Source organism: Aeromonas sp. XH (genome assembly GCF_033348475.1).
In the GTDB taxonomy this organism is placed as follows: Bacteria; Pseudomonadota; Gammaproteobacteria; order Enterobacterales; family Aeromonadaceae; genus Aeromonas; species Aeromonas sanarellii.
On the sequence record NZ_CP137630.1, the window covers coordinates 2,778,647 to 2,797,053 of the forward strand.

The window sequence follows — 18,407 nt, forward strand, 5'->3', positions numbered from 1 at the left end:
CAAAGAGGGAGATGAGGAGGGTTATTTGACCTTGTAGACGATGCCGGGGTTGCAGCGGATCATCTCGAACTTGTCGGTGAGACCGGCCAGGGACTCCGAGGCCCCCAGCATCAGATAGCCGCCAGGGTTGAGGCTGCCGGCGAACTGGTTGAGGATCTTGGACTTCACCTCGGGGGCGAAGTAGATGAGCACGTTGCGACAGAAGATGATGTCAAACTTGCCGAGCAGGCTGTAGCTCTCCAGCAGGTTCAGGGGCCGGAAGCTGGTCAATTTTCTGACACGCTCCGATACCCGCATCTTGTTGTCGCCGCAGGGCTCGAAGAACAGCCGCTTGCGCTCGGGAGAGAGGCCCCGGGCCAGCGCCAGGCTGTCATAGACCCCCTCCTTGCACTGGTTGAGCATGGTGCTGGAGATGTCGGTCCCCACTATCTGCACCCCGCCCGGCAGGGTGCCCGGTCGCTTGACCTGCTGCTCCAGCGCCGTCATGGCGATGGAGTACGGCTCCTGCCCGGACGAGGAGGCGGCGGACCAGATCTTGATGGGACGACCGCTCTTGCCGAGCTCGGGGAAAATCTTGTCGCTCAGCAACTGGAACGGATAGGTATCGCGAAACCATAGGGTCTCGTTGGTGGTCATGGCATCCACCACGGCCATCTTGAGTTCCCGCTCGCGCACGTTCATCGCCCGGGTGACCAGATCAGACAGACTCTCGATACCAAACTGAGTCATCAAGGGCGACAGGCGGCTCTTGACCAGATACTGTTTGTTGTCACCCAGCACTATGCCGCTCTGTTGCGCCAGAAAATTGCTGAATTGCCTGTATAAGTCGTCCGAAAGTGTCTTCATGCAGTTGTTCTTCTTGATTAGAGAGCGCCTTGTACGGCCTTGGCCAATTCATCAGGCTGGAATTTGGCAATGAAATTGTTCGCTCCGACTTTCTGCACCATGGCCTGATTGAACACCCCACTGAGGGAAGTGTGCAGGATAACATGCAAATCCTTGAGGGCGGGATTGTTGCGGATCTCGGCGGTGAAGGTGTAGCCGTCCATCTCCGGCATCTCGATGTCCGAAATCACCAGGGCGATCTGATCCTTGATGGGGCCGTTCCTGGACATCTCCAGCAGCATGTTGAGCGCCTCGCGCCCGTCCTTGGCCAGCACGCACTGCACCCCGATCGCCTCCAGCGCCCGCTGCACCTGCTTGCGCGCCACCGAGGAGTCGTCCGCCACCAGCACGGGGCGACCCAGGGGGTTGTGCTCCACGCTCGCCTCCACCAGCTCGGCGCTCACCTCGGTGGAGACCGGCGAGATCTCGTTGAGGATGCGCTCCACGTCCAGGATCTCCACCAGCTCGCCGTCCACCTCGGTGACGGCGGTCATGTAGTTGATGCGCCCCGCCCCCTTGGGTGGCGGCAGGATGGACTCCCAGTTCATGTTGATGATGCGTTCGACCGAGTGCACCAGGAACCCCTGAATGGATCTGTTGTACTCGGAGATGATGATGAAGCACTTGGAGAGGTCCTGGATGGGACGCTTGCCCATCGCCATGCTGAGATCGATCACCGAGATGGTCTGGCCACGGATGTGGGCCACGCCGCGGATGCAGGAGTTGAGCTTGGGCATGACGGTCAAGGGCGGGCACTGCAGCACCTCACGTACCTTGAATACGTTGATGCCAAATCTTTGACGTCCGTTGAGACGAAACAGCAGCAGCTCCAGCCGGTTTTGTCCCACTAACTGGGTTCGCTGGTTGACCGAGTCCAGAATACTCGCCATAAACACTCCCTAAAAATGCTTGGCACTGATCGTGCATGTTATTATGCATGCACATTGGCTTGCATCAGACCAGCGATGTTTCGACAACCGAATTCTGGTGCAAGCATAGTTAACTACGGTGGTATACGTGAATAACTTATCGACCGGTAAGCAAAAATGATTAGTAGACTTTTCCTCATCTTACTGCCGTTTTGCAGCCTGTCTCACGCCATGGCGTCCGAGGTCACAGACTATCTGCAGGAACAGGCGCAGGAGTTCGTGCTCGGCCAGCTGGATATGCCTCTCGATGCCCAGGCCGAGGTGAAAGCCGGGACCATTGACGAGCGTCTCCCCCTGACACGCTGCGAGGAGGCCCTGACCATCACCCTCCCGTCCAGGATGGAGATCCGCCGCAACACCACAGTCTACCTCAAGTGTGAAGAAGACAAACCCTGGGACCTCTATCTGCCGGTGCGGGTCAGCATCCAGAAGCCCTATGTCACCGTGGCGGCCCCTGTGGCCAAGGGCGACGTGCTAAGCGAGTCCATGCTGACCCTGGCCTACCAGGATCAGACCCTGATCCGCGGCGACTATCTGACCGACCCGGCCGCCCTCGTCGGGGTACGCAGCAAGCGCGAGCTCAAACCCGGCCAACCCATTCGGCTGACCCAGGTGTGCGTGGTCTGCAAGGGGGATCAGGTGACCCTGGTCGCCGAAAACAGCAGCATGCAGATCAAAACCATGGCCCGCGCCTTGCAAGATGGCAGCTTCGGAGACATGATCCGGCTTGTCAACATTCGTTCGGGCAGAGCGGTGCAGGGCCAGGTCAGTGCCGTGGGATCCGTGGTGGTCACGTTTTGACTGTTTTGTTAACGATCCGATTTTTTTTCTAAAGTTCTGACCGCCGTCACCGATATACAGGTAAGCGAACAGCAAAGCAGACGAAGGTAAACCTTATGGCTATCAACAATATCAACAACTTGGCTAACAACCGGTTGCAAAACAACGGGACCAGTCAAGGTGTAGCCACCAAGTCCGCGACCTCTGGTGAGGGCAACCGCGCGACGACCGTCAAGAGCGACTCTGTCTCCTTGACCAGCGAGGCGCAGCAATTGCAACAGATGCAGAAGACCCTCAACACCGCCTCCACCGGTAACGAGAGCCGCGTCGAGAGCCTGAAGAAGGCCGTGGCCAGTGGGGAGTACAAGGTCAACAGCGAAGCCGTGGCCAGAAAGATGTTCAGCTTTGAAGCCGATCTGGACAAGCGGCTGGGATGATGGATCTCGTCGAGCTGCTGCACGCCCAGGACGACAACCTCTCCCAGATGCAGGGTCTGCTGGCGGAGGAGTTTGATCTGCTCAAGGCTCACCGGGCCCTCGCCTTGCCGGCGCTGGCCGATCGCAAGCAGCAACTGCTGGTGGCCATCGAGACCCTGGACAAGACCCTGGCCGGGCAGCCCGACCTGCAGCAACGACTCGGTGCCTTCCCTGACCAGCTGCAGGCCCTGCAGGCCAAGCTGGAAGCCTGCCAGGAGCAGAACAACCTCAACGGTCGCCTGCTCGAACTCAGCATCGTCTCCAATCGCCGGCTGGCCAGCTTCCTCAGCAAGCTGAAGGACAGCAACTCCCTGACTTACGACGCCAAGGGCAATACCCGCTCCGGCACCCGTTCCCTGGGGATCAAGGCCTGACCCCCTTCCCGCTTCGGCGTTGAGACCCCCCTTTATCCCTCTGTCCTGACCCGCGCGGGTCAGAGCGCCAGCCGCATCAGCTCGGCATCATCGGCGCAGGCGTGAATGCTCATGACACCATCCTCGTAACGGCCGTAGCTGGCCGCCCACTCCCCCCTCGGAAAACAGATGGACCCAGGGTTCATCAAGACCCTCTCCCCGTCCTGCCGCAGCACGGGAAGGTGGGTGTGGCCGCTGATGAAGAGGCTGCCCGCAGGCAGAGACACCGCCTCCGGCTGATAGAGATGGCCGTGGCTCACGAACCAGCGCCGCCCGTCCACCAGCAACTGGTTGTAAGGGGCCGTGATGGGGAAATCCAGCAGCATCTGATCCACTTCCGAATCGCAGTTGCCCCGTACCGCCATGATGCGGGAAGCCAGTGTATTGAGTCGCTCGGCCACGGCCGCAGGGGCATAGCCCTCCGGCACCGGGTTGCGCGGACCGTGGTTGAGCAGATCCCCGAGCAGCAGATAGTGATCCGGCTGCCAGGGGGCGAGCCGGGCCAGCACCCGCTCCAAGGCAGGCAGGCTGCCGTGTACATCGGAGATAATTGCTATCTTCATCCCACTTTCCTCATGGCTGACTGAAGTAGAGATCCTTGGTGGCGATGGCGCCCTTCAGGTTGCGGCTCGGCAGGCCGCGCAGGGCCGGGTCCACCAGCCGCATCTGGTTGTAGTGATAGACGGGGATGACGGGCATCTCCTCCATCAGCAGTTGTTCCGCCTGATGATAGAGCCCGGTCCGGGCCTTGGCATCCAGGGTCTCCGACGCCTGCTGCAGCAGACCGTCGAAGGCCGGGTTGCAGTAACCGCTCTCGTTCTGGGGATCCTGGCAACGGAAGCTGCCCAGCATGGAAGAGGGCTCCACGTAATCACCGAACAAGAATGAGCGGGCCAGCATGAAGTCGCCGCTGTCCTTGGCCACCTGATAGGCGTTCCACTCCAGGTTGTTGAGGACGACCTCCACCCCCAGCGGCTTCCACATGGCCGCCACCGCCAGGGCCAGCTTCTTGTGGTTCTCCGAGGTGTTGTAGGTCAGCGTCAGCTTGAGGGGATGGGCGCTGTTGTAGCCCGCCTGGGCCAGCAGGGCGGCGGCACGGGCCAGTCGGGTCGGCTGCGCCTCCAGGGCGAGGGGCGAACCAAGCTCGTCATAATCCGGCATGTCGGGCAGCAGGGACCAGGCGGGACGCTCTCCCTGACCGCTCACCTTCTCGGTCAGCAGGCGGCGATCGATGGCCATGGAGAGCGCCTGACGCACCCGCACGTCCTGCAGCTCCGGGCGATTGAGGTTGAAGGTATAGAGGTAGGTGCCAAGCAGCGGCAGGCCCCAGATCCGCTCCGGCGTCTCCTGCATGGCCTTCTGGTAGTACTCCAGCGCCACCTTGTTGGTGAGCTGGATCTCCCCCGCCTCGTAGCGCAGCCGCTCCGCGTGCTGGGAGGCGAGCGGCAGATAGGTCACCCGCTGGATCCGGGTGTGGGCATCGTCCCAGTACTGGGGGTTGCGCTCGGCTTCGATGCGCTCGTTCGGCACCCAGTTCACCAGCCGGTAGGCGCCGTTGCTGACCAGCTTGCCGGGCTGGGTCCACTGCTTGCCGAACTGGCTGACCGCCTTTTCATTGACCGGCACGAAGGGACGCTGGCTGATGAGCTGCAGGAAGTAGGGCACAGGCCGCTCCAGGGTCACCTTCAGGATCTGGTCGCTCTCGGCCTCCACCCCCAGGGCATCGAGATCGAGCGCACCGGCGTAGATGGACTGGGCATTGTTGATGCCGGTCGCCAGCAAGAGACCGGCGGAGGGCGAGGCCAGCGCCGGGTTCAGCAACCGCCGCCAGGCATAGACGAAATCCCGTGCGCCAAGGGGCTCACCGTTGGACCACTTGAGCTGGGGGCGCAGGAAGAAGCGCCACACCAGCCCGTCCTCGCTGGTCTCCCAGCGCTGGGCCTGGGCCGGCACTATCCTGCCCTGCCCGTCCTCGCTCACCAGTCCCTCGAACAGGTCCACCAGCACCACCTCCCCCGGGAAGCCGGAACGGATCTGGGCCGGATCCAGAGACTCGGGTTCGGCGCCGTTCCCCTTGACCAGGGTCTGCCGGTCCGACAGCACAGGCTGCTGCCCCACTGTGGTCGCCTGCAGGGGGGGCGCCATCATCAGCCCGAGCAACAGGGAAGGAAGCCAGCGGCGGGCGGGCCGGGCGGCGAAACGGTAAAACATGACATCAACCTCTTTCAATTCTTCTGACTGCAGGGTGGGGAAGGCCGACGGCGCGCCTGAAACCGAATGCATGATGCCGCCCTTGTTATCCCCGAAGACGCCCCGTATTGTATCGGGCTTGCCCGGCAGATGGAGTCTTTCGGGCTATTTTTTTCAGCCGTTTTTGCGCGAGAGCCGCCGCCGGCATGCTTCCACCGCCAGTCTGGCCGTGATGACCGGCTGACAGGGGGGCCATCCGGCGGGTTTCTGCCGTTTCAGGGGTCTTTATGGGATACGAATGGCTGGCGCTGGCCGCCGCCAGTTTATGGGCGGTCGCCGCCCTGATTTCCGTCAAACCGGCGCGCCATCTGGGGGCCTTTGCCTACAGCCGCTGGCGCATGTTCCTGGTCAGCCTGATGCTGGCCAGCGCCAGCCTCGCCACCGGGGGCTGGCAGACGCTCACCGAGAGCGCCCTCCCCCTGCTGGCGCTCTCCGGCCTCGTCGGCATCTTCGTCGGCGACACCGCCCTCTTCGCCTGCATGAACCGGCTGGGCCCCAGGCGCAGCGGCCTGCTGTTCTCCTGCCACGCGCTCTTCTCCGCCCTGCTCGGGCTCTGGCTGTTCGGCGAGCGGCTCGGAGGCTGGCGTCTGGTGGGTGCCCTGCTGGTGCTGGCCGGGGTCATGCTCGCCATCCTGTTCGGACGCCGTGGCGACAATCAGCAGAGCGAATGGGAGCAGGTGCGCGGCAGCCTCGTCGTCGGCATTGCCCTGGGCCTCACCGCCGCCCTGTGTCAGAGCCTCGGTGCCATCATCGCCAAGCCGGTGATGATGGGTGGCACCGTGGACGCGGTGAGCGCCTCCGGCATCCGCATGGGCAGCGCCCTGCTGGCCCACTGCGCCCTGCGGGTGCTGCGGGTGCCGCTGGCCATGCCTCACCACCTCATCAACCGGCAGGTGCTCGGCATGATAGGCATCAACGGGTTTCTGGCGATGGCGCTCGGCATGACGCTGATCCTGGTGGCCCTGCGTCAGGGGGACGTGGGCATGGTGGCCATCCTCTCCTCCACCACCCCTGTCATCCTGCTGCCGCTGCTGTGGTGGCACTCGGGGGTGCGGCCCTCGCTCCCCGCCTGGGCCGGCGCCCTGCTGGCGACCCTGGGCACGGCGCTGGTGCTGGGGGGATCCTGATCCCCCTGTCCCCGGCCTTTCCCCTCGCCCTCAGGGCGAGGGGGATCAGAACCTGGCTACCTCTTCCTCGGTCAGCTCACGGTATTCCCCCGGCGCCAGCTCCTCGTCCAGGGTCAGCTCGCCGATCCGCTCCCGGTGCAGCCCCACCACCTTGTTGCCGATGGCGGCGAACATCCGCTTCACCTGGTGATACCTGCCCTCGTGGATGGTGAGGCGCGCCTCGCACTCCCCCAGGATCTCCAGCTCGGCGGGACGGGTCTTGTCGGCTTCGTTGCGCAGATAGACGCCGTCGGCAAACAGCGAAATGGCGTCCTCGCTCACGGGGTCGGCCAGCCAGACGTGGTAGGTCTTGGCGCACTCGTGCCGTGGCGAGGTGATGCGGTGGGACCACTGGCCGTCATCGGTGATCAGCACCAGGCCTGTGGTGTCGAGATCGAGCCGGCCCACCACGTGCAACTTGCCCATGGCGGGCTCGTCGAGCAGCTGGAAGACGGTGGCGTGATCCGGATCCTCGTTGGAGCAGACGTAGCCTTCCGGTTTGTGCAGCATGAAGTAGCGATTGCGCTGGTTCAGCGTGAGCGTGACGCCGTCAAACTCGATCTGGTTCTGCTCGTGGATGTGGAAGGCGGGCTGCTTGACCAGGACCCCGTCCACCATGACCTCCCCCTGACGGATCAGCTTGCCCGCCTGGGAGCGGGTCAAGTCGGAGCAATCGCAAATAAATTTATCGAGCCGCATGCAAAAACCTCGGAATCCATCTTGATAAGGGGCGTCATTATATCGGTCGAACCCGACAACACCAGCACTAAGCAGGGAGAGCGGCAGATGGTGCCTGACGCCATCCGGCCCCGGTGGTAGACTGCCGCCAGCAGCGTCACACCATGCATAATAATAATCTCAGGACGTCCCCATGAAGCCGACTCAGCCTCATCCCGTCATTCCCGTCAGCCAGTTGCAACCCGGCATGTATGTCATTGCCATCACCAGCCAGACCGGCGCCATGGAAATAGCCCAGATGGGGCTGGTCACCAGCACCAAGCAGATCGAGGCCCTGCTCCGGCGCGGCGTCACCACGGTGCGGGTGGATCTCGCCCGCAGCAAGCTGGCCGGCATAGAGCAACACCTCTCCCCGGCCCCTGTCTCCCCCTCCGCCGGCGCCCAGCCCCCCGGCAGCAGCGCCAGCGGCGAAGGGCGCGAGCTCAAGATCCGCCGCCTCTATCAGGAGGCCCGCGAGCTGCAGGGCAAGTTCATCCGCCACCTCAAGGCGGGGGAACCCATCGACATCACGCCGCTGGCGGCGGTGGCCGAAGAGATGGTGGACACCATGTTTACCCATGGGGACGCCATGCTCTGTCTGGCCCGGATCCGGGCCAAGGATGCCTATCTGATGGAGCACTCCATGAACGTCGCCATCCTGCTGGCGAACTTCGGCCGTTATCTGGGGCTGGAGCGCAGCGTGCTCAGGGAGCTGACACTGGGGGGCTGCTGCACGACGTGGGCAAGATCATGACGCCGGACGAGGTGCTTAACAAACCGGGCAAGCTGACCGACGAGGAGTTCGATGTCATGCGCCAGCACGTGGTGCACAGCCACGACATCCTGATCGCCACCGCCGGCATCACCCCCACCATGCTGGAGGTGGCCACCAACCATCACGAGCGCCTCGATGGCACCGGCTATCCAAGACGGCTCAAGGGAGAACAGCTCTCGCTCCATACCCGCATGAGCGCCATCGTCGACGTCTACGACGCGGTCACGGCGGACAGGGTCTACAAGCGGGGGATGCAGCCGACCCAGGCGTTTCGCATCCTGCTCAAGGGGGCCGATCACCACTTCGATCGGGTGCTGGTGACCAAGTTCATCAAGTGCATGGGGGTCTATCCGGTCGGCACCCTGGTGCAGCTATCCAACCAGCGGCTGGCCGTCGTGATGCAGCGCAACGAACAGCAGCCGCTCAAGCCCGTGGTCAAGGTGATCTATCACGCGACCCAGCGCCACTATCTCGAGGTACAGTGGCTGGATCTCGCCCGAAGCGGAGTGCAGGAGACCATAGAGAACACGGTGGATCCCAAGGAGTTTGGCATCAACCTGGCCCATTTCGTCTAGCGCACCCGGGACTCGGGGGCCTGCTCGCGGCAGTAGCGGATGAGGAACTCCTCATCCAGCGGGGAGAGATCGAAGCGCAGGCAGGCCTCCTCGATGGCCCGGATGTCGTGCAGATGATGGTCGCTGAGCCAGCGCACGGCGCGGCGCAGATCCTCGCCATGGGGCAGCAGGGTATGATCGCTCATGGGACACCTCCGGTCAGCCATCGTTCTCGGCCCGTCGCGGCGGGCCCTCTCTATCTAGCTTAGCCCGCCTGCCGCCCCTTCATCCTGCCTTCAAGCTGGCTCAGGCAAACGCCCGCTGCCAGTCCTGATCGAATTTCGCCAGCGCCGCGTCCACCGCCGGCACCTGGAGCAACTGCTCCGCCACATCCAGCGGCAATGTGATGGACCGGCAGCCCGCCAGCAGGCAGTCGAGGGCCTGGCGCGGAGTACGGAAGGAGGCTGCCAGCACCTTGCTGTTTGGGGCGTGCAGCGCCAGCAGCTGCTGCAGCTCCTGCACTGTCTTGATGCCGTCCCCCCCCTGGGCATCCAGCCGGTTGACGTAGGGCGCCACGTACTCGGCCCCGGCCACCGCCGCCAGCCAACCCTGCAGCGGGGTATAGACCGCGGTGCCCAGGGTCGGCACCCCGTTGGCCGTCAGGGTCTTGATGGCCGCCAGTCCTTCCGCACACACCGGGATCTTGATCACCAGGTCCAAGTCCAGCTCACGCAGGGCAAACGCCTCGCGCACCATCTCGGCCTCGGTTTTGCCCATCACCTGGGCAAACAGCCGTCCCTTGGCTCCCAGCACCTCCCGCAGGGCGGGCAGCAGCTCGGGCAGCGGCATGCCGCCGGCCGCGGTGATGGACGGGTTGGTGGTGACGCCGGCCAGCGGCAGGATCCGCGACCAGCGGCGCACCGCGGCCACATCGGCCGTATCGAGATAAAGCTCCATCTCTGACTCCTTATGGGGATGTTCAATCTGTCGCCATTCTAGCGGTTTCTCATTCGCAAATTTATTGATCAACATCAAAATGACTTTCGAATGAAAGCAAATAGAATGAAAACCAAAAGGAGGCGGTATGATTTTCGACCTGCAACGCTACTCGACCCACGATGGCCCCGGCATACGCACCCTGGTGTTTCTCAAGGGATGCTCCCTCGCCTGCCGCTGGTGTCAAAACCCGGAAAGCCGCTCTCCCAGGCCGGAGATCCTGCTCGACCGGCGCCAATGCATCGAGGGATGCAGCCTCTGCAGCCAGGCCTGCCCGGCCATTCTGCGTGACGCTCAAGGCATCCGGCTGATACGGTCCGGCCTCGGAGCCCAGGATGTGGAGCGGCTGCGCGGCCTCTGCCCGAGTGAGGCTTTGCAGGTGTGCGGTCGGGAGGAGAGCCTGGACGCGCTCATGAGCACAATATTGCGGGATCGCCCCTTCTTCGAGCGCAGCGGCGGCGGGATCACCCTCTCCGGCGGCGAGCCCTTTATGCAGCCCGACTTCGCCGCAGAGCTGCTGGCCCGCTGCAAGGCCCAGGGGCTCCATACCGCGGTGGAGAGCTGCCTGCACGTGCCCTGGCACCAGATTGAGCCGAGCCTCCCCCACCTCGACCTGCTGCTGGCGGATCTCAAGCACGTGGATGAGGAGCGCTTCTTCGACTGGACCCGCGGCAAGGTCGCCCTGCCCCTGGCGAACCTCAAGCGTCTGGCCGAGCGCGGCGTGGCCATCCAGATCCGAGTGCCGCTCATCCCCGGTTTCAATGCCGACCGCGAATCGATAAAAGCCATCACCGACACCGCCGCCCGCCTCGGCACTGTGCAGGAGATCCACTTTCTCCCCTACCACACCCTGGGGGCGGGTAAATATGCCCTGCTGGATTTGCCCTACGAGGCGCCAGAGCGACCCCTCAATGACCCGGATTTGCTCGACTTTGCCCACACCTATGCCCAACGCCAGGGGCTGACCCCTGTCACCAGAGGATAAGATCATGACCCAGCTCGATTTGAATACCCTCAGCCCCCGGATCCGCGCCCACAAGGAGAGCCTGATCCACATCGTCCAGCCGCCGGTCTGCACCGAGCGCGCCCGCCACTATACCGAGGCCTATCAGGCCCACCTGGCCCGGCCGCTGCCGGTACGTCGCGCCCTGGCGCTGGCTCATCATCTGAAGGAGCGCACCATCTGGATCAAGCACGACGAGCTCATCGTCGGCAACCAGGGGAGCCAGGTGCGGGCGGCGCCGCTCTTTCCCGAATACACGGTGGGCTGGATTGAGAAGGAGATCGACGAGCTGGCCGACCGCCCCGGTGCCGGCTTTGCGGTGAGCGAAACCGACAAGGCGATCATCCACGCCCTCACCCCCTTCTGGCGTGGCCAGACGGTGCAGGATCGCTGCTTCGGCCTCTTCACCGACGAGCAGAAGGCGCTGCTGGAGAGCGGCATCATCAAGGCCGAGGGCAACATGACCTCGGGAGATGCCCACCTCGCGGTCAATTACGAACAGCTGCTTGCCCTCGGCCTCGACGGCCTCAAGGCCAGGGTGGCCGAGCGGCGCGGCCGGCTCGATCTGGCGGACTGGGCCGATCTGCAGCGCGAGCAGTTCCTGCAGGCCGTCGCCATCACCTTCGATGCCGTGAGCCAGCACATCGAGCGCTTCGCCGCGCTGGCCCGCGAACTGGCACAGCAGGAGCCGCGTCCCGAGCGCCGCTGCGAGCTTGAGACCATCGCGCTCAACTGCGCCCACATCGCCCACCGGCCGCCGGAAACCTTCTGGCAGGCGCTGCAGCTCTGCTACTTCATCCAGCTCATCCTGCAGATCGAGTCCAACGGCCACTCGGTGTCGTTTGGCCGGATGGACCAGTACCTCTATCCCTGGTATCGCCGGGAAGTGGAGCTGTCGGAATCCCTGCCACGCGAGCGAGCCATCGAACTGCTGCAAGGGTGCTGGCTCAAGCTGCTGGAGGTGAATAAGATCCGCTCCGGCACCCACTCCAAGGCTTCCGCCGGCAGCCCGCTCTATCAGAACGTCACCATCGGCGGGCAGAACTGGCGCAATGGCAAAGCCCACGACGCGGTCAACGGCCTCTCCTACGCGATCCTGGAGTCCTGTGGGCAGCTGCGCTCGACCCAGCCCAACCTCTCGGTGCGCTACCACGCCGGCATGAGCGAGGATTTCCTCGATGCCTGCATCCAGGTGATCCGCTGCGGTTTCGGCATGCCCGCCTTCAACAACGACGAGGTGGTGATCCCCGAGTTCATCAGGCTCGGGGTGAGCGAGGAGGATGCCCACCACTACGCCGCCATCGGCTGCATCGAGACCGCGGTGCCCGGCAAGTGGGGCTATCGCTGCACCGGCATGAGCTTCATCAACTTCGCCCGCATCCTGCTGGCGGCGCTGGATGGCGGCCGCGACGCCACCACGGGCAAGGTCTTCTTGCCCCAGCCCCAGACCCTGCGCGAGGGCAATTTCGCCTCCTTCGACGAGGTGATGGCCCGCTGGGACGAGCAGGTGCGCTACTTCACCCGCAAGTCCATCGAGATCGACTGCGTGGTGGACAGCGTGCTGGAGGCCCAGGCCCACGACATCCTCTGCAGCGCCCTGGTGGATGACTGCATCGAGCGCGGCAAGACCATCAAGCAGGGGGGCGCCGTCTATGACTGGGTCTCCGGCCTGCAGGTGGGGATCGCCAACCTGGGCAACAGCCTGGCGGCGCTGAAAAAACTGGTGTTCGAGCAGGGCGTGGTGGATCAGCGCGAGCTGGCCGAGGCGCTGGAGCAGGACTTTGCCGGGCTCGAGGGGGAACAGCTGCGCCAGCGCCTCACCCATGCGGCCCCCAAATACGGCAACGATCTGGACGAGGTGGATCTGCTGCTGGTGCAGGCCTACCAGAGCTACATCGACGAGCTCAAGGGGCTGCACAACACCCGCTTCGGTCGCGGCCCCATCGGCGGCACCTACTATGCAGGCACCTCCTCCATCTCGGCCAACGTGCCGTTCGGCGCGGCCACCCTGGCCACCCCGGATGGCCGCCACGCCCGCACCCCGCTGGCGGAAGGGGCCAGCCCCTCGTCGGGCTCGGATCGCCTCGGCCCGACGGCGGTGTTCAACTCCCTCGGCAAGCTGCCCACGGCGGCCATCCTCGGTGGCGTACTGCTCAACCAGAAGCTGAGCCCGGCCAGCCTGGAGAACGAGCGGGACAAGGCCAAGCTGATGAGCCTGCTGCGCACCTTCTTCGAGGTGCACAAGGGGTGGCACGTGCAGTACAACATCGTCTCGCGGGAAACCCTGTTGGCGGCCAAGGCCCATCCCGATCAGTACCGGGATCTGGTGGTGCGGGTGGCGGGCTACTCGGCCTTCTTCACCGCCTTATCCCCGGATGCGCAAGATGATATCATCGCCCGCACCGAGCACAGTCTCTGACGCCCACAGCGCCCGTGCGACCGATGACAGGCAAGCCACCCGCGGGTGGCTTGCCGCTATCTTCCCAACCTGCGAGGTCCCATGAACCCACGCCACCAACTGATCCTCACCCTGGTCCATCAGGCCCGCAAGATGAGCGTGGCCGAGCTTTCCCGGCACACAGGGGTGTCTGAGGTGACGGTGCGCAACGACCTCACCGCGCTGGAGAAGCAAGGACTGCTCAAACGGGTGCACGGCTCGGCCATGGCGCTGGAGAGCGACGACCCCGACGCGCGGATGAACATCAACTACCTGCTCAAGGAGCGCCTCGCCGAGCGGGCCGCCCAGCTGGTGGAGGATGGCGAGACAGTCTTCATCGAGGGAGGCAGCGCCAACGCCCTGCTGGCCCGCCACCTGGCCCTGCACAAGCGGGTCACCATCATCACCATCAGCAGCTACATCGCCCACCTGCTGCGGGACACCCAGGCCCAGGTGGTGCTGCTGGGCGGCCTGTTCCAGCATCAGAGCGAGAGCGTGGTGGGGCCGCTGACGCGCCTGTGCATCGAGCAGGTGCACTTCTCCAAGGCCTTCATCGGGGTGGACGGCTTTCACCCCGAGATCGGCTTCACCGGCCGGGACATGATGCGGGCCGACGTGGTCAACAGCGTGCTGGCCAAGGGGGTGACCAACGTGGTCATCACCGACAGCAGCAAGTTCGGCGCCATCCACCCGAGCCCCCTCGGCGCGCCGGGGCAGATCGGCGTGCTGGTCACCGACGATGCCCTGCCCGCCCCCATGCGGGCCGCCCTGGCGGTGCGCGGCATCACCCTTTACTGCGTCGCCGCCTGATCCCGTCATGGCCGCTCGCGGCCTGACGCCTCCCCCGCCTGGCCGCTTGACGGCGCCCACCCTGACAGGGGTATGCTCGTCCTCTTTCGGCCTCCCCTGGCAGGAGCCGCTCACACAAGGACGTTGCATGCAAACCAAGGACAAGTGTCTGGCCGCCCTGGTCATCCTCTGCTGGGGCCTCAACTTCGTCGCCATCAAGTGGGGGCTGGAGGGCATTCCGCCACTGCTGCTGGGGGCGCTGCGCTTCATCGGGGTGGTCTTCCCCGCCATCCTGCTGGTCCCCAGGCCCGCCATGCCCTGGCGCTGGCTGCTGGCCTACGGCGGCGCCATCAGCCTGGGCCAGTTCGCCTTCCTGTTCTGCGCCATGAAGTTCGGCATGCCCGCGGGTATGGCCTCTCTGGTGCTGCAATCCCAGGTGGTGTTCACCCTGCTGTTCGCCATGATCTGGCTGGGGGAGCGCTGGCAGCCCCACCACTGGGTGGCCCTGCCCCTCGCGGGGCTGGGTCTCTACCTCATCGCCACCCATGGTGAGGGCAACCTCACCCTGCTCGGCTTCGTGCTGACCCTGTGCGCGGCCGCCTGCTGGGGACTTGGCAACGTCATCAACCGCCAGATCGGGCTGCGCTACCAGACCACGCTGCCCAGCCTTATCGCCTGGGGCGGCCTGGTGCCCATACTCCCCTTCCTCGCGCTCTCCTGGCTGTTCGAGGGATCGGAGCTGATGGCCAGCAGCCTGCTGAACTTCAGCTGGCAGGGGCTCCTGTGCGTGCTCTATCTCTCCTTTGTCGCCACCTGGCTCGGCTACGGCCTGTGGGGGCGGCTGCTGATGCGCTATCCGGTGGCGCAGGTGGCCCCCCTCTCCCTGCTGGTGCCCTGCGTCGGCATGGTGGCCGCAGCCCTGCTGCTGGATGAACACCCCACCCCCTTGCAGTGGCTGGGCTCCGGCCTGGTGCTGCTCGGCTTTCTGGTGCATCTGCTGGGAGGCAGAATGCGGCTGTTCAGGGTCCAGGCCGAGGATTGACCTCGCAGGGGAAACTTCCCATGATGGTGAAGGCCCTCTTGGGCCCGATCCCCTATCCCGGCCGGACGCCATCATCAGGAGAGCAAGGACATGCGCCACCCTTCACCCTCGGTCATTCCCTCTTTATCACGGGCCATGGGGCTCATGGCCATCGTGCTGCCGCTGTGCTGGAGCCCCTTCGGCTGGAGTGCCAGCCTGCCGGCCGACCTCAAATGGGAGAGCAACGACACCGACCCCGTCTATGCCGACCCAGAGGCCAGGCGGGGCGGTACCTTCCGTGACTTCATGTCGAGCTTCCCGCTCACCCTGCGCAAATACGGGCCCGACTCCAACGGCGGTTTTGCCGGCTATGTTCGCGAGACCAACCTGCCGCTCTTGAGCACCCACCCCGTCACCGGCCATCCCATGCCGATGCTGGCCAACCAGTGGGCCTTCGGCGCGGACCACAAGACCCTCTATTTTCGCATCAACCCCAAGGCGCGCTGGTCGGACGGCCAGCCCGTCACCGCAGATGACTGGGTCTTTACCCTCAAGATGATGCGCAGCAAGGAGATCAACGACCCCTGGTACAACAACTACTACAGCACCCAGATAAGCGAGGTGACCCGGTTCGACGACCATACCCTGGCCATCACCAGCGGCACGGAGAAGAGCCGGGAGGATCTGCTGGAATCCCTGCCGTTCAGCCCGGAACCCAGCCACGCCATCAAGCTGACCAGCGACTGGGTCAAGGAGTACAACTGGAAGGTGCTGCCGGTCACCGGCCCCTACCGGATTGGCGAGGTGAAGAAGGGCAAGGCGATCACCTTCGAGCGGGTCAAGGATTGGTGGGGCAATGACGAGCGCTACTTCCAGCACCGCTTCAACCCGGACCGGATCGAGATCAAGGTACTCAGGGATCAGAACATCGCCTGGCAGCACTTCCTGCGCGGCGAGCTGGACACCTTCCCCCTGGTCATGCCCAACTGGTGGCACGACAAGAGCAAGACGCCGGAGTTCGAGAAGGGCTACATAGCGCGGCTCTGGTTCTACAACCAGACGCCCCAGCCCCCCATGGGGCTCTATCTCAACACCGCGGATCCGCTGTTGAGGGATCTCGACGTGCGGCTCGGCATCCAGCACGCCCTCGCCTTTGACAGGATGATCGCCACCCTGCTGCGGGGGGATTACCAGCGTCTCAACACCTATGGCTCGGGCCAGGGGAATTTCACCAATACCGACCTCAAGGCACGCCCCTTCGATCCCAAGCTCGCCCGGGAATACTTCGCCAAGGCGGGCTTCACCAAGACCGGGCCGGATGGCATCTTGCGAAACGACAAGGGCCAGCCCCTGACCCTGACCATCACCTACACCACGGCGGAGCACGCCCAGCGTCTCACCCTGCTGCGGGAAGAGGCGAAGAAGGCGGGGCTCAACCTCGAGCTCAACCTGATGGATGCCTCGGCCGGCTTCAAGTCCATGCTGGAGAAGAAGCACCAGAGCGCCTGGATGGCCTGGAGCGGCGGCCGTTACCCCGCCTATTGGGAGCACTTCCACAGGGTCAACGCCAACAAGCCCCAGACCAACAACATCATGAACCTCGATGACGAGGCCCTCTCGGCCCTGGTGGAGCAGTACGACAAGGCGTTCGACTTCGGCAAGAAGGCCGAGCTCTCGCGCCTGATCCAGCAGCGGCTCTATGAGCTCGCCAGCTTCGTCCCCGCCTACCAGGTGCCCTATACCCGGGCCGGCGCCTGGCGCTGGGTCCGCCTGCCCAAGGTGCCGGCGACGCCCCAGAGCGATCTGCTCTACTGGCCGCTGGACGGGGGCAACAGCGGCTACAGCTTCGGCGGCCTGCTCTGGATCGACGAAGAGGCGAAGGCGCAGACCCGGGCCGCCATCAAGTCAGGCCAGACCTTCCCGGCAGTCACCCTGATTGATACCACCTATCAGCAGAAATGAAGCGGCTTGCGCCGCCTAGCTGCGCCACAAACAAAAGACCCCGCACATAGGCGAGGTCTTTTCTGCAACCGGGGTTGCAGCGGCAAGCGGGGGCGATCAGCCGCGCTTGGCCTGCTTTTGCGCGATGGCGTCGGCCACGTCGGCCGGATCCAGCACTATGCCTTCCTGATCCGGCGTCGGGAACACGGCGACGCAGAGCTCGTCCTGCTCCATGCCATCCACCCAGCGCTCCAGCCACACCTTGAGGGTGATGGACTGCGGTTTGCACTCGGCCCACTCCCCTTCGGCCCAGGCCTTGGCGTAATCGGGATGCGGCCACACCGGAATGCAGTCTTCCTCTTCGGTCGTCAGCATCATGACGCCGTGCTCGTCGGTCAGGACAAACAGCTCTTCGTGCTCGACCAGCTTGCTGATGAAGTGATCAAAGCGGTAATCGGCGTTCAGTTGCAGCGCGGCATTGCGCTCGGTGTCGCTAAGTTCATAGCTCATCGGTCAAGTCTCTCATGAAATAAAGGGCGACATGTTCACATCTTGCCGGCGCCTTGTCCAGCAGGAGTGATCGGTCACCCATTTTTCGCGATCTCATCCCAGCTCCGGGGTCACCAGGGTGATCTCCGCCATCTCGCTGAAACGCTGGCGCAACCAGTAGGCGGACTCCACCTCGACGAAGCAGAGCTGATCCCGTCCGGCCCGCACCCCTTGCATGATCTGCTCGAGGCGCGCCTGTTGCTGTCGTTGCCAGGCCGCCGCCAGCTTGGTGCCATGGGCCTCGTCCACCACCTCGCGGCGCAGCTCGAACAGGTTATCGGTGATCGGGCTGTTTATCTTGGCAGGGCTGTGCCAGTACATCAGCAGGTTGTCCAGCATCTCCTCGTCGTAACTCGCGAGCGCCTCGAGCCCGGGAGTGTCGCCTTCCCCCTGGGCGGCAAAGTCGCACCAGCCCGCCGCCAGCGGAGCCAGGCTCTGCGCACTCGCACCCTTGCCATGCTGACGCAGGGCTGTCACATCCTCCCCCCTGATGGAAGGCAGCCAGAGATCCCCCTGATGTCCGTCCAGGAGGGGAAGCAGCAAGGAGGGGGCATAAACGGGAAAACGGGGGCCCAGGGAGTGCAGCAGAGATACCAGGGTGACAGTGATCATGAGACGCGCCTTGAACTGAACGACCTGGTGTCATACCCGGCCATGAGGATGAACGAGGGGCCATTCTAGCATGTTTACCGATGCAGGGGCCCAGAACCACGGCCCGGCGAGCGG

Annotated in this window: 18 protein-coding genes and 1 pseudogene; 10 read left to right on the forward strand and 9 right to left on the reverse strand. The window is 64.2% G+C overall.

Translation table 11 applies throughout. The annotated features are described in order from the left end of the window. Positions 1 to 21: 21 nt before the first annotated feature. The gene (locus R2B70_RS12770; protein WP_042076349.1) at positions 22 to 846 is read right to left on the reverse strand and encodes a CheR family methyltransferase; all 825 of its coding nucleotides are present in this window, start codon (positions 844 to 846) and stop codon (positions 22 to 24) included. 17 nt (positions 847 to 863) lie between these two features. Continuing rightward, positions 864 to 1,775, reverse strand: coding sequence for a chemotaxis protein CheV (locus R2B70_RS12775; RefSeq protein ID WP_042076348.1), 912 nt, complete (start codon positions 1,773 to 1,775; stop codon positions 864 to 866). Between the two features lie 234 nt (positions 1,776 to 2,009). Between R2B70_RS12775 and flgA the strand changes: the two genes are divergently transcribed. The 3 genes from flgA (at position 2,010) to R2B70_RS12790 (ending at position 3,444) form a co-directional block, all read left to right on the forward strand. After that, positions 2,010 to 2,615: a flagellar basal body P-ring formation chaperone FlgA gene (gene flgA / locus R2B70_RS12780; RefSeq protein ID WP_042076445.1), complete on the forward strand. Its 606-nt coding sequence runs from the start codon at positions 2,010 to 2,012 to the stop codon at positions 2,613 to 2,615. Between the two features lie 95 nt (positions 2,616 to 2,710). Beyond that, positions 2,711 to 3,031, forward strand: a complete 321-nt coding sequence (gene flgM / locus R2B70_RS12785; protein WP_042076347.1) for a flagellar biosynthesis anti-sigma factor FlgM — start codon at positions 2,711 to 2,713, stop codon at positions 3,029 to 3,031. After that, complete coding sequence (locus R2B70_RS12790) at positions 3,028 to 3,444, forward strand: flagella synthesis protein FlgN (protein ID WP_042076345.1); 417 nt, start codon at positions 3,028 to 3,030, stop codon at positions 3,442 to 3,444. Before flgM ends, R2B70_RS12790 begins: the two co-directional genes overlap by 4 nt. 59 nt (positions 3,445 to 3,503) lie before the next feature. On the opposite strand, the gene yfcE is transcribed toward R2B70_RS12790, so the two are convergent. After that, on the reverse strand, positions 3,504 to 4,046 hold the full coding sequence (gene yfcE / locus R2B70_RS12795; RefSeq protein ID WP_318161651.1) for a phosphodiesterase: 543 nt from the start codon (positions 4,044 to 4,046) through the stop codon (positions 3,504 to 3,506). Between the two features lie 10 nt (positions 4,047 to 4,056). After that, positions 4,057 to 5,694, reverse strand: a complete 1,638-nt coding sequence (locus R2B70_RS12800; RefSeq protein WP_318161652.1) for a peptide ABC transporter substrate-binding protein — start codon at positions 5,692 to 5,694, stop codon at positions 4,057 to 4,059. 266 nt (positions 5,695 to 5,960) lie between these two features. On the opposite strand from R2B70_RS12800, the gene R2B70_RS12805 reads away from it, so the two are divergent. Then, positions 5,961 to 6,860: a DMT family transporter gene (locus R2B70_RS12805; protein ID WP_318161653.1), complete on the forward strand. Its 900-nt coding sequence runs from the start codon at positions 5,961 to 5,963 to the stop codon at positions 6,858 to 6,860. Between the two features lie 45 nt (positions 6,861 to 6,905). Here the strand turns inward: R2B70_RS12805 and rsuA are convergent, their stop codons facing one another. After that, the gene (gene rsuA / locus R2B70_RS12810) at positions 6,906 to 7,598 is read right to left on the reverse strand and encodes a 16S rRNA pseudouridine(516) synthase RsuA (RefSeq protein WP_042076336.1); all 693 of its coding nucleotides are present in this window, start codon (positions 7,596 to 7,598) and stop codon (positions 6,906 to 6,908) included. 172 nt (positions 7,599 to 7,770) lie between these two features. On the opposite strand from rsuA, the pseudogene R2B70_RS12815 reads away from it, so the two are divergent. Further along, positions 7,771 to 8,966, forward strand: a pseudogene (locus R2B70_RS12815) (HD-GYP domain-containing protein). Here R2B70_RS12815 and R2B70_RS12820 read toward each other — a convergent pair. Then, a complete protein-coding gene (locus R2B70_RS12820) occupies positions 8,963 to 9,151 on the reverse strand; it encodes a hypothetical protein (RefSeq protein WP_042076666.1) in 189 nt (62 codons plus the stop codon). The pseudogene R2B70_RS12815 and the gene R2B70_RS12820 sit on opposite strands and share 4 nt — an antisense overlap. Positions 9,152 to 9,251: 100 nt before the next feature. Beyond that, positions 9,252 to 9,902 (reverse strand): fructose-6-phosphate aldolase, encoded by a 651-nt coding sequence (gene fsa, locus R2B70_RS12825; RefSeq protein ID WP_216990596.1) that lies wholly within the window; start codon positions 9,900 to 9,902, stop codon positions 9,252 to 9,254. 127 nt (positions 9,903 to 10,029) lie between these two features. Here fsa and R2B70_RS12830 point away from each other — a divergent pair, with 127 nt between their 5' ends. From R2B70_RS12830 to R2B70_RS12850, 5 genes are all read left to right on the forward strand, one after another. Next, a complete protein-coding gene (locus tag R2B70_RS12830) occupies positions 10,030 to 10,926 on the forward strand; it encodes a glycyl-radical enzyme activating protein (RefSeq protein ID WP_318161654.1) in 897 nt (298 codons plus the stop codon). Between the two features lie 4 nt (positions 10,927 to 10,930). Next, positions 10,931 to 13,363 (forward strand): formate C-acetyltransferase/glycerol dehydratase family glycyl radical enzyme, encoded by a 2,433-nt coding sequence (locus R2B70_RS12835; RefSeq protein ID WP_318161655.1) that lies wholly within the window; start codon positions 10,931 to 10,933, stop codon positions 13,361 to 13,363. A gap of 81 nt (positions 13,364 to 13,444) precedes the next feature. Further along, a complete protein-coding gene (locus tag R2B70_RS12840) occupies positions 13,445 to 14,191 on the forward strand; it encodes a DNA-binding transcriptional regulator YciT (RefSeq protein ID WP_318161656.1) in 747 nt (248 codons plus the stop codon). A 127-nt stretch (positions 14,192 to 14,318) separates the two neighbouring features. Further along, positions 14,319 to 15,212, forward strand: coding sequence for an EamA family transporter (locus tag R2B70_RS12845; RefSeq protein WP_318161657.1), 894 nt, complete (start codon positions 14,319 to 14,321; stop codon positions 15,210 to 15,212). A 90-nt stretch (positions 15,213 to 15,302) separates the two neighbouring features. Then, entirely contained in the window at positions 15,303 to 17,153 is a 1,851-nt protein-coding gene (locus tag R2B70_RS12850) for an extracellular solute-binding protein (RefSeq protein ID WP_412055145.1), read from the forward strand. Positions 17,154 to 17,249: 96 nt separating this feature from the next. Here R2B70_RS12850 and R2B70_RS12855 read toward each other — a convergent pair whose 3' ends face one another. Further along, complete coding sequence (locus tag R2B70_RS12855; protein ID WP_042076678.1) at positions 17,250 to 17,642, reverse strand: DUF2750 domain-containing protein; 393 nt, start codon at positions 17,640 to 17,642, stop codon at positions 17,250 to 17,252. A gap of 93 nt (positions 17,643 to 17,735) precedes the next feature. Then, positions 17,736 to 18,293, reverse strand: coding sequence for a hypothetical protein (locus tag R2B70_RS12860; protein WP_209793045.1), 558 nt, complete (start codon positions 18,291 to 18,293; stop codon positions 17,736 to 17,738). Positions 18,294 to 18,407 lie beyond the last annotated feature (114 nt).

Coding starts and splice junctions, on each gene's coding strand:
- R2B70_RS12770 (WP_042076349.1), bottom strand. CDS start 846: ATGAAGACACTTTCGGACGACTTATACAGGCAATTCAGCAATTTTCTG.
- R2B70_RS12775 (WP_042076348.1), bottom strand. CDS start 1,775: ATGGCGAGTATTCTGGACTCGGTCAACCAGCGAACCCAGTTAGTGGGA.
- flgM (WP_042076347.1), top strand. CDS start 2,711: ATGGCTATCAACAATATCAACAACTTGGCTAACAACCGGTTGCAAAAC.
- R2B70_RS12790 (WP_042076345.1), top strand. CDS start 3,028: ATGATGGATCTCGTCGAGCTGCTGCACGCCCAGGACGACAACCTCTCC.
- yfcE (WP_318161651.1), bottom strand. CDS start 4,046: ATGAAGATAGCAATTATCTCCGATGTACACGGCAGCCTGCCTGCCTTG.
- R2B70_RS12800 (WP_318161652.1), bottom strand. CDS start 5,694: ATGTTTTACCGTTTCGCCGCCCGGCCCGCCCGCCGCTGGCTTCCTTCC.
- R2B70_RS12805 (WP_318161653.1), top strand. CDS start 5,961: ATGGGATACGAATGGCTGGCGCTGGCCGCCGCCAGTTTATGGGCGGTC.
- rsuA (WP_042076336.1), bottom strand. CDS start 7,598: ATGCGGCTCGATAAATTTATTTGCGATTGCTCCGACTTGACCCGCTCC.
- R2B70_RS12820 (WP_042076666.1), bottom strand. CDS start 9,151: ATGAGCGATCATACCCTGCTGCCCCATGGCGAGGATCTGCGCCGCGCC.
- fsa (WP_216990596.1), bottom strand. CDS start 9,902: ATGGAGCTTTATCTCGATACGGCCGATGTGGCCGCGGTGCGCCGCTGG.
- R2B70_RS12830 (WP_318161654.1), top strand. CDS start 10,030: ATGATTTTCGACCTGCAACGCTACTCGACCCACGATGGCCCCGGCATA.
- R2B70_RS12835 (WP_318161655.1), top strand. CDS start 10,931: ATGACCCAGCTCGATTTGAATACCCTCAGCCCCCGGATCCGCGCCCAC.
- R2B70_RS12840 (WP_318161656.1), top strand. CDS start 13,445: ATGAACCCACGCCACCAACTGATCCTCACCCTGGTCCATCAGGCCCGC.
- R2B70_RS12845 (WP_318161657.1), top strand. CDS start 14,319: ATGCAAACCAAGGACAAGTGTCTGGCCGCCCTGGTCATCCTCTGCTGG.
- R2B70_RS12850 (WP_412055145.1), top strand. CDS start 15,303: ATGCGCCACCCTTCACCCTCGGTCATTCCCTCTTTATCACGGGCCATG.
- R2B70_RS12855 (WP_042076678.1), bottom strand. CDS start 17,642: ATGAGCTATGAACTTAGCGACACCGAGCGCAATGCCGCGCTGCAACTG.
- R2B70_RS12860 (WP_209793045.1), bottom strand. CDS start 18,293: ATGATCACTGTCACCCTGGTATCTCTGCTGCACTCCCTGGGCCCCCGT.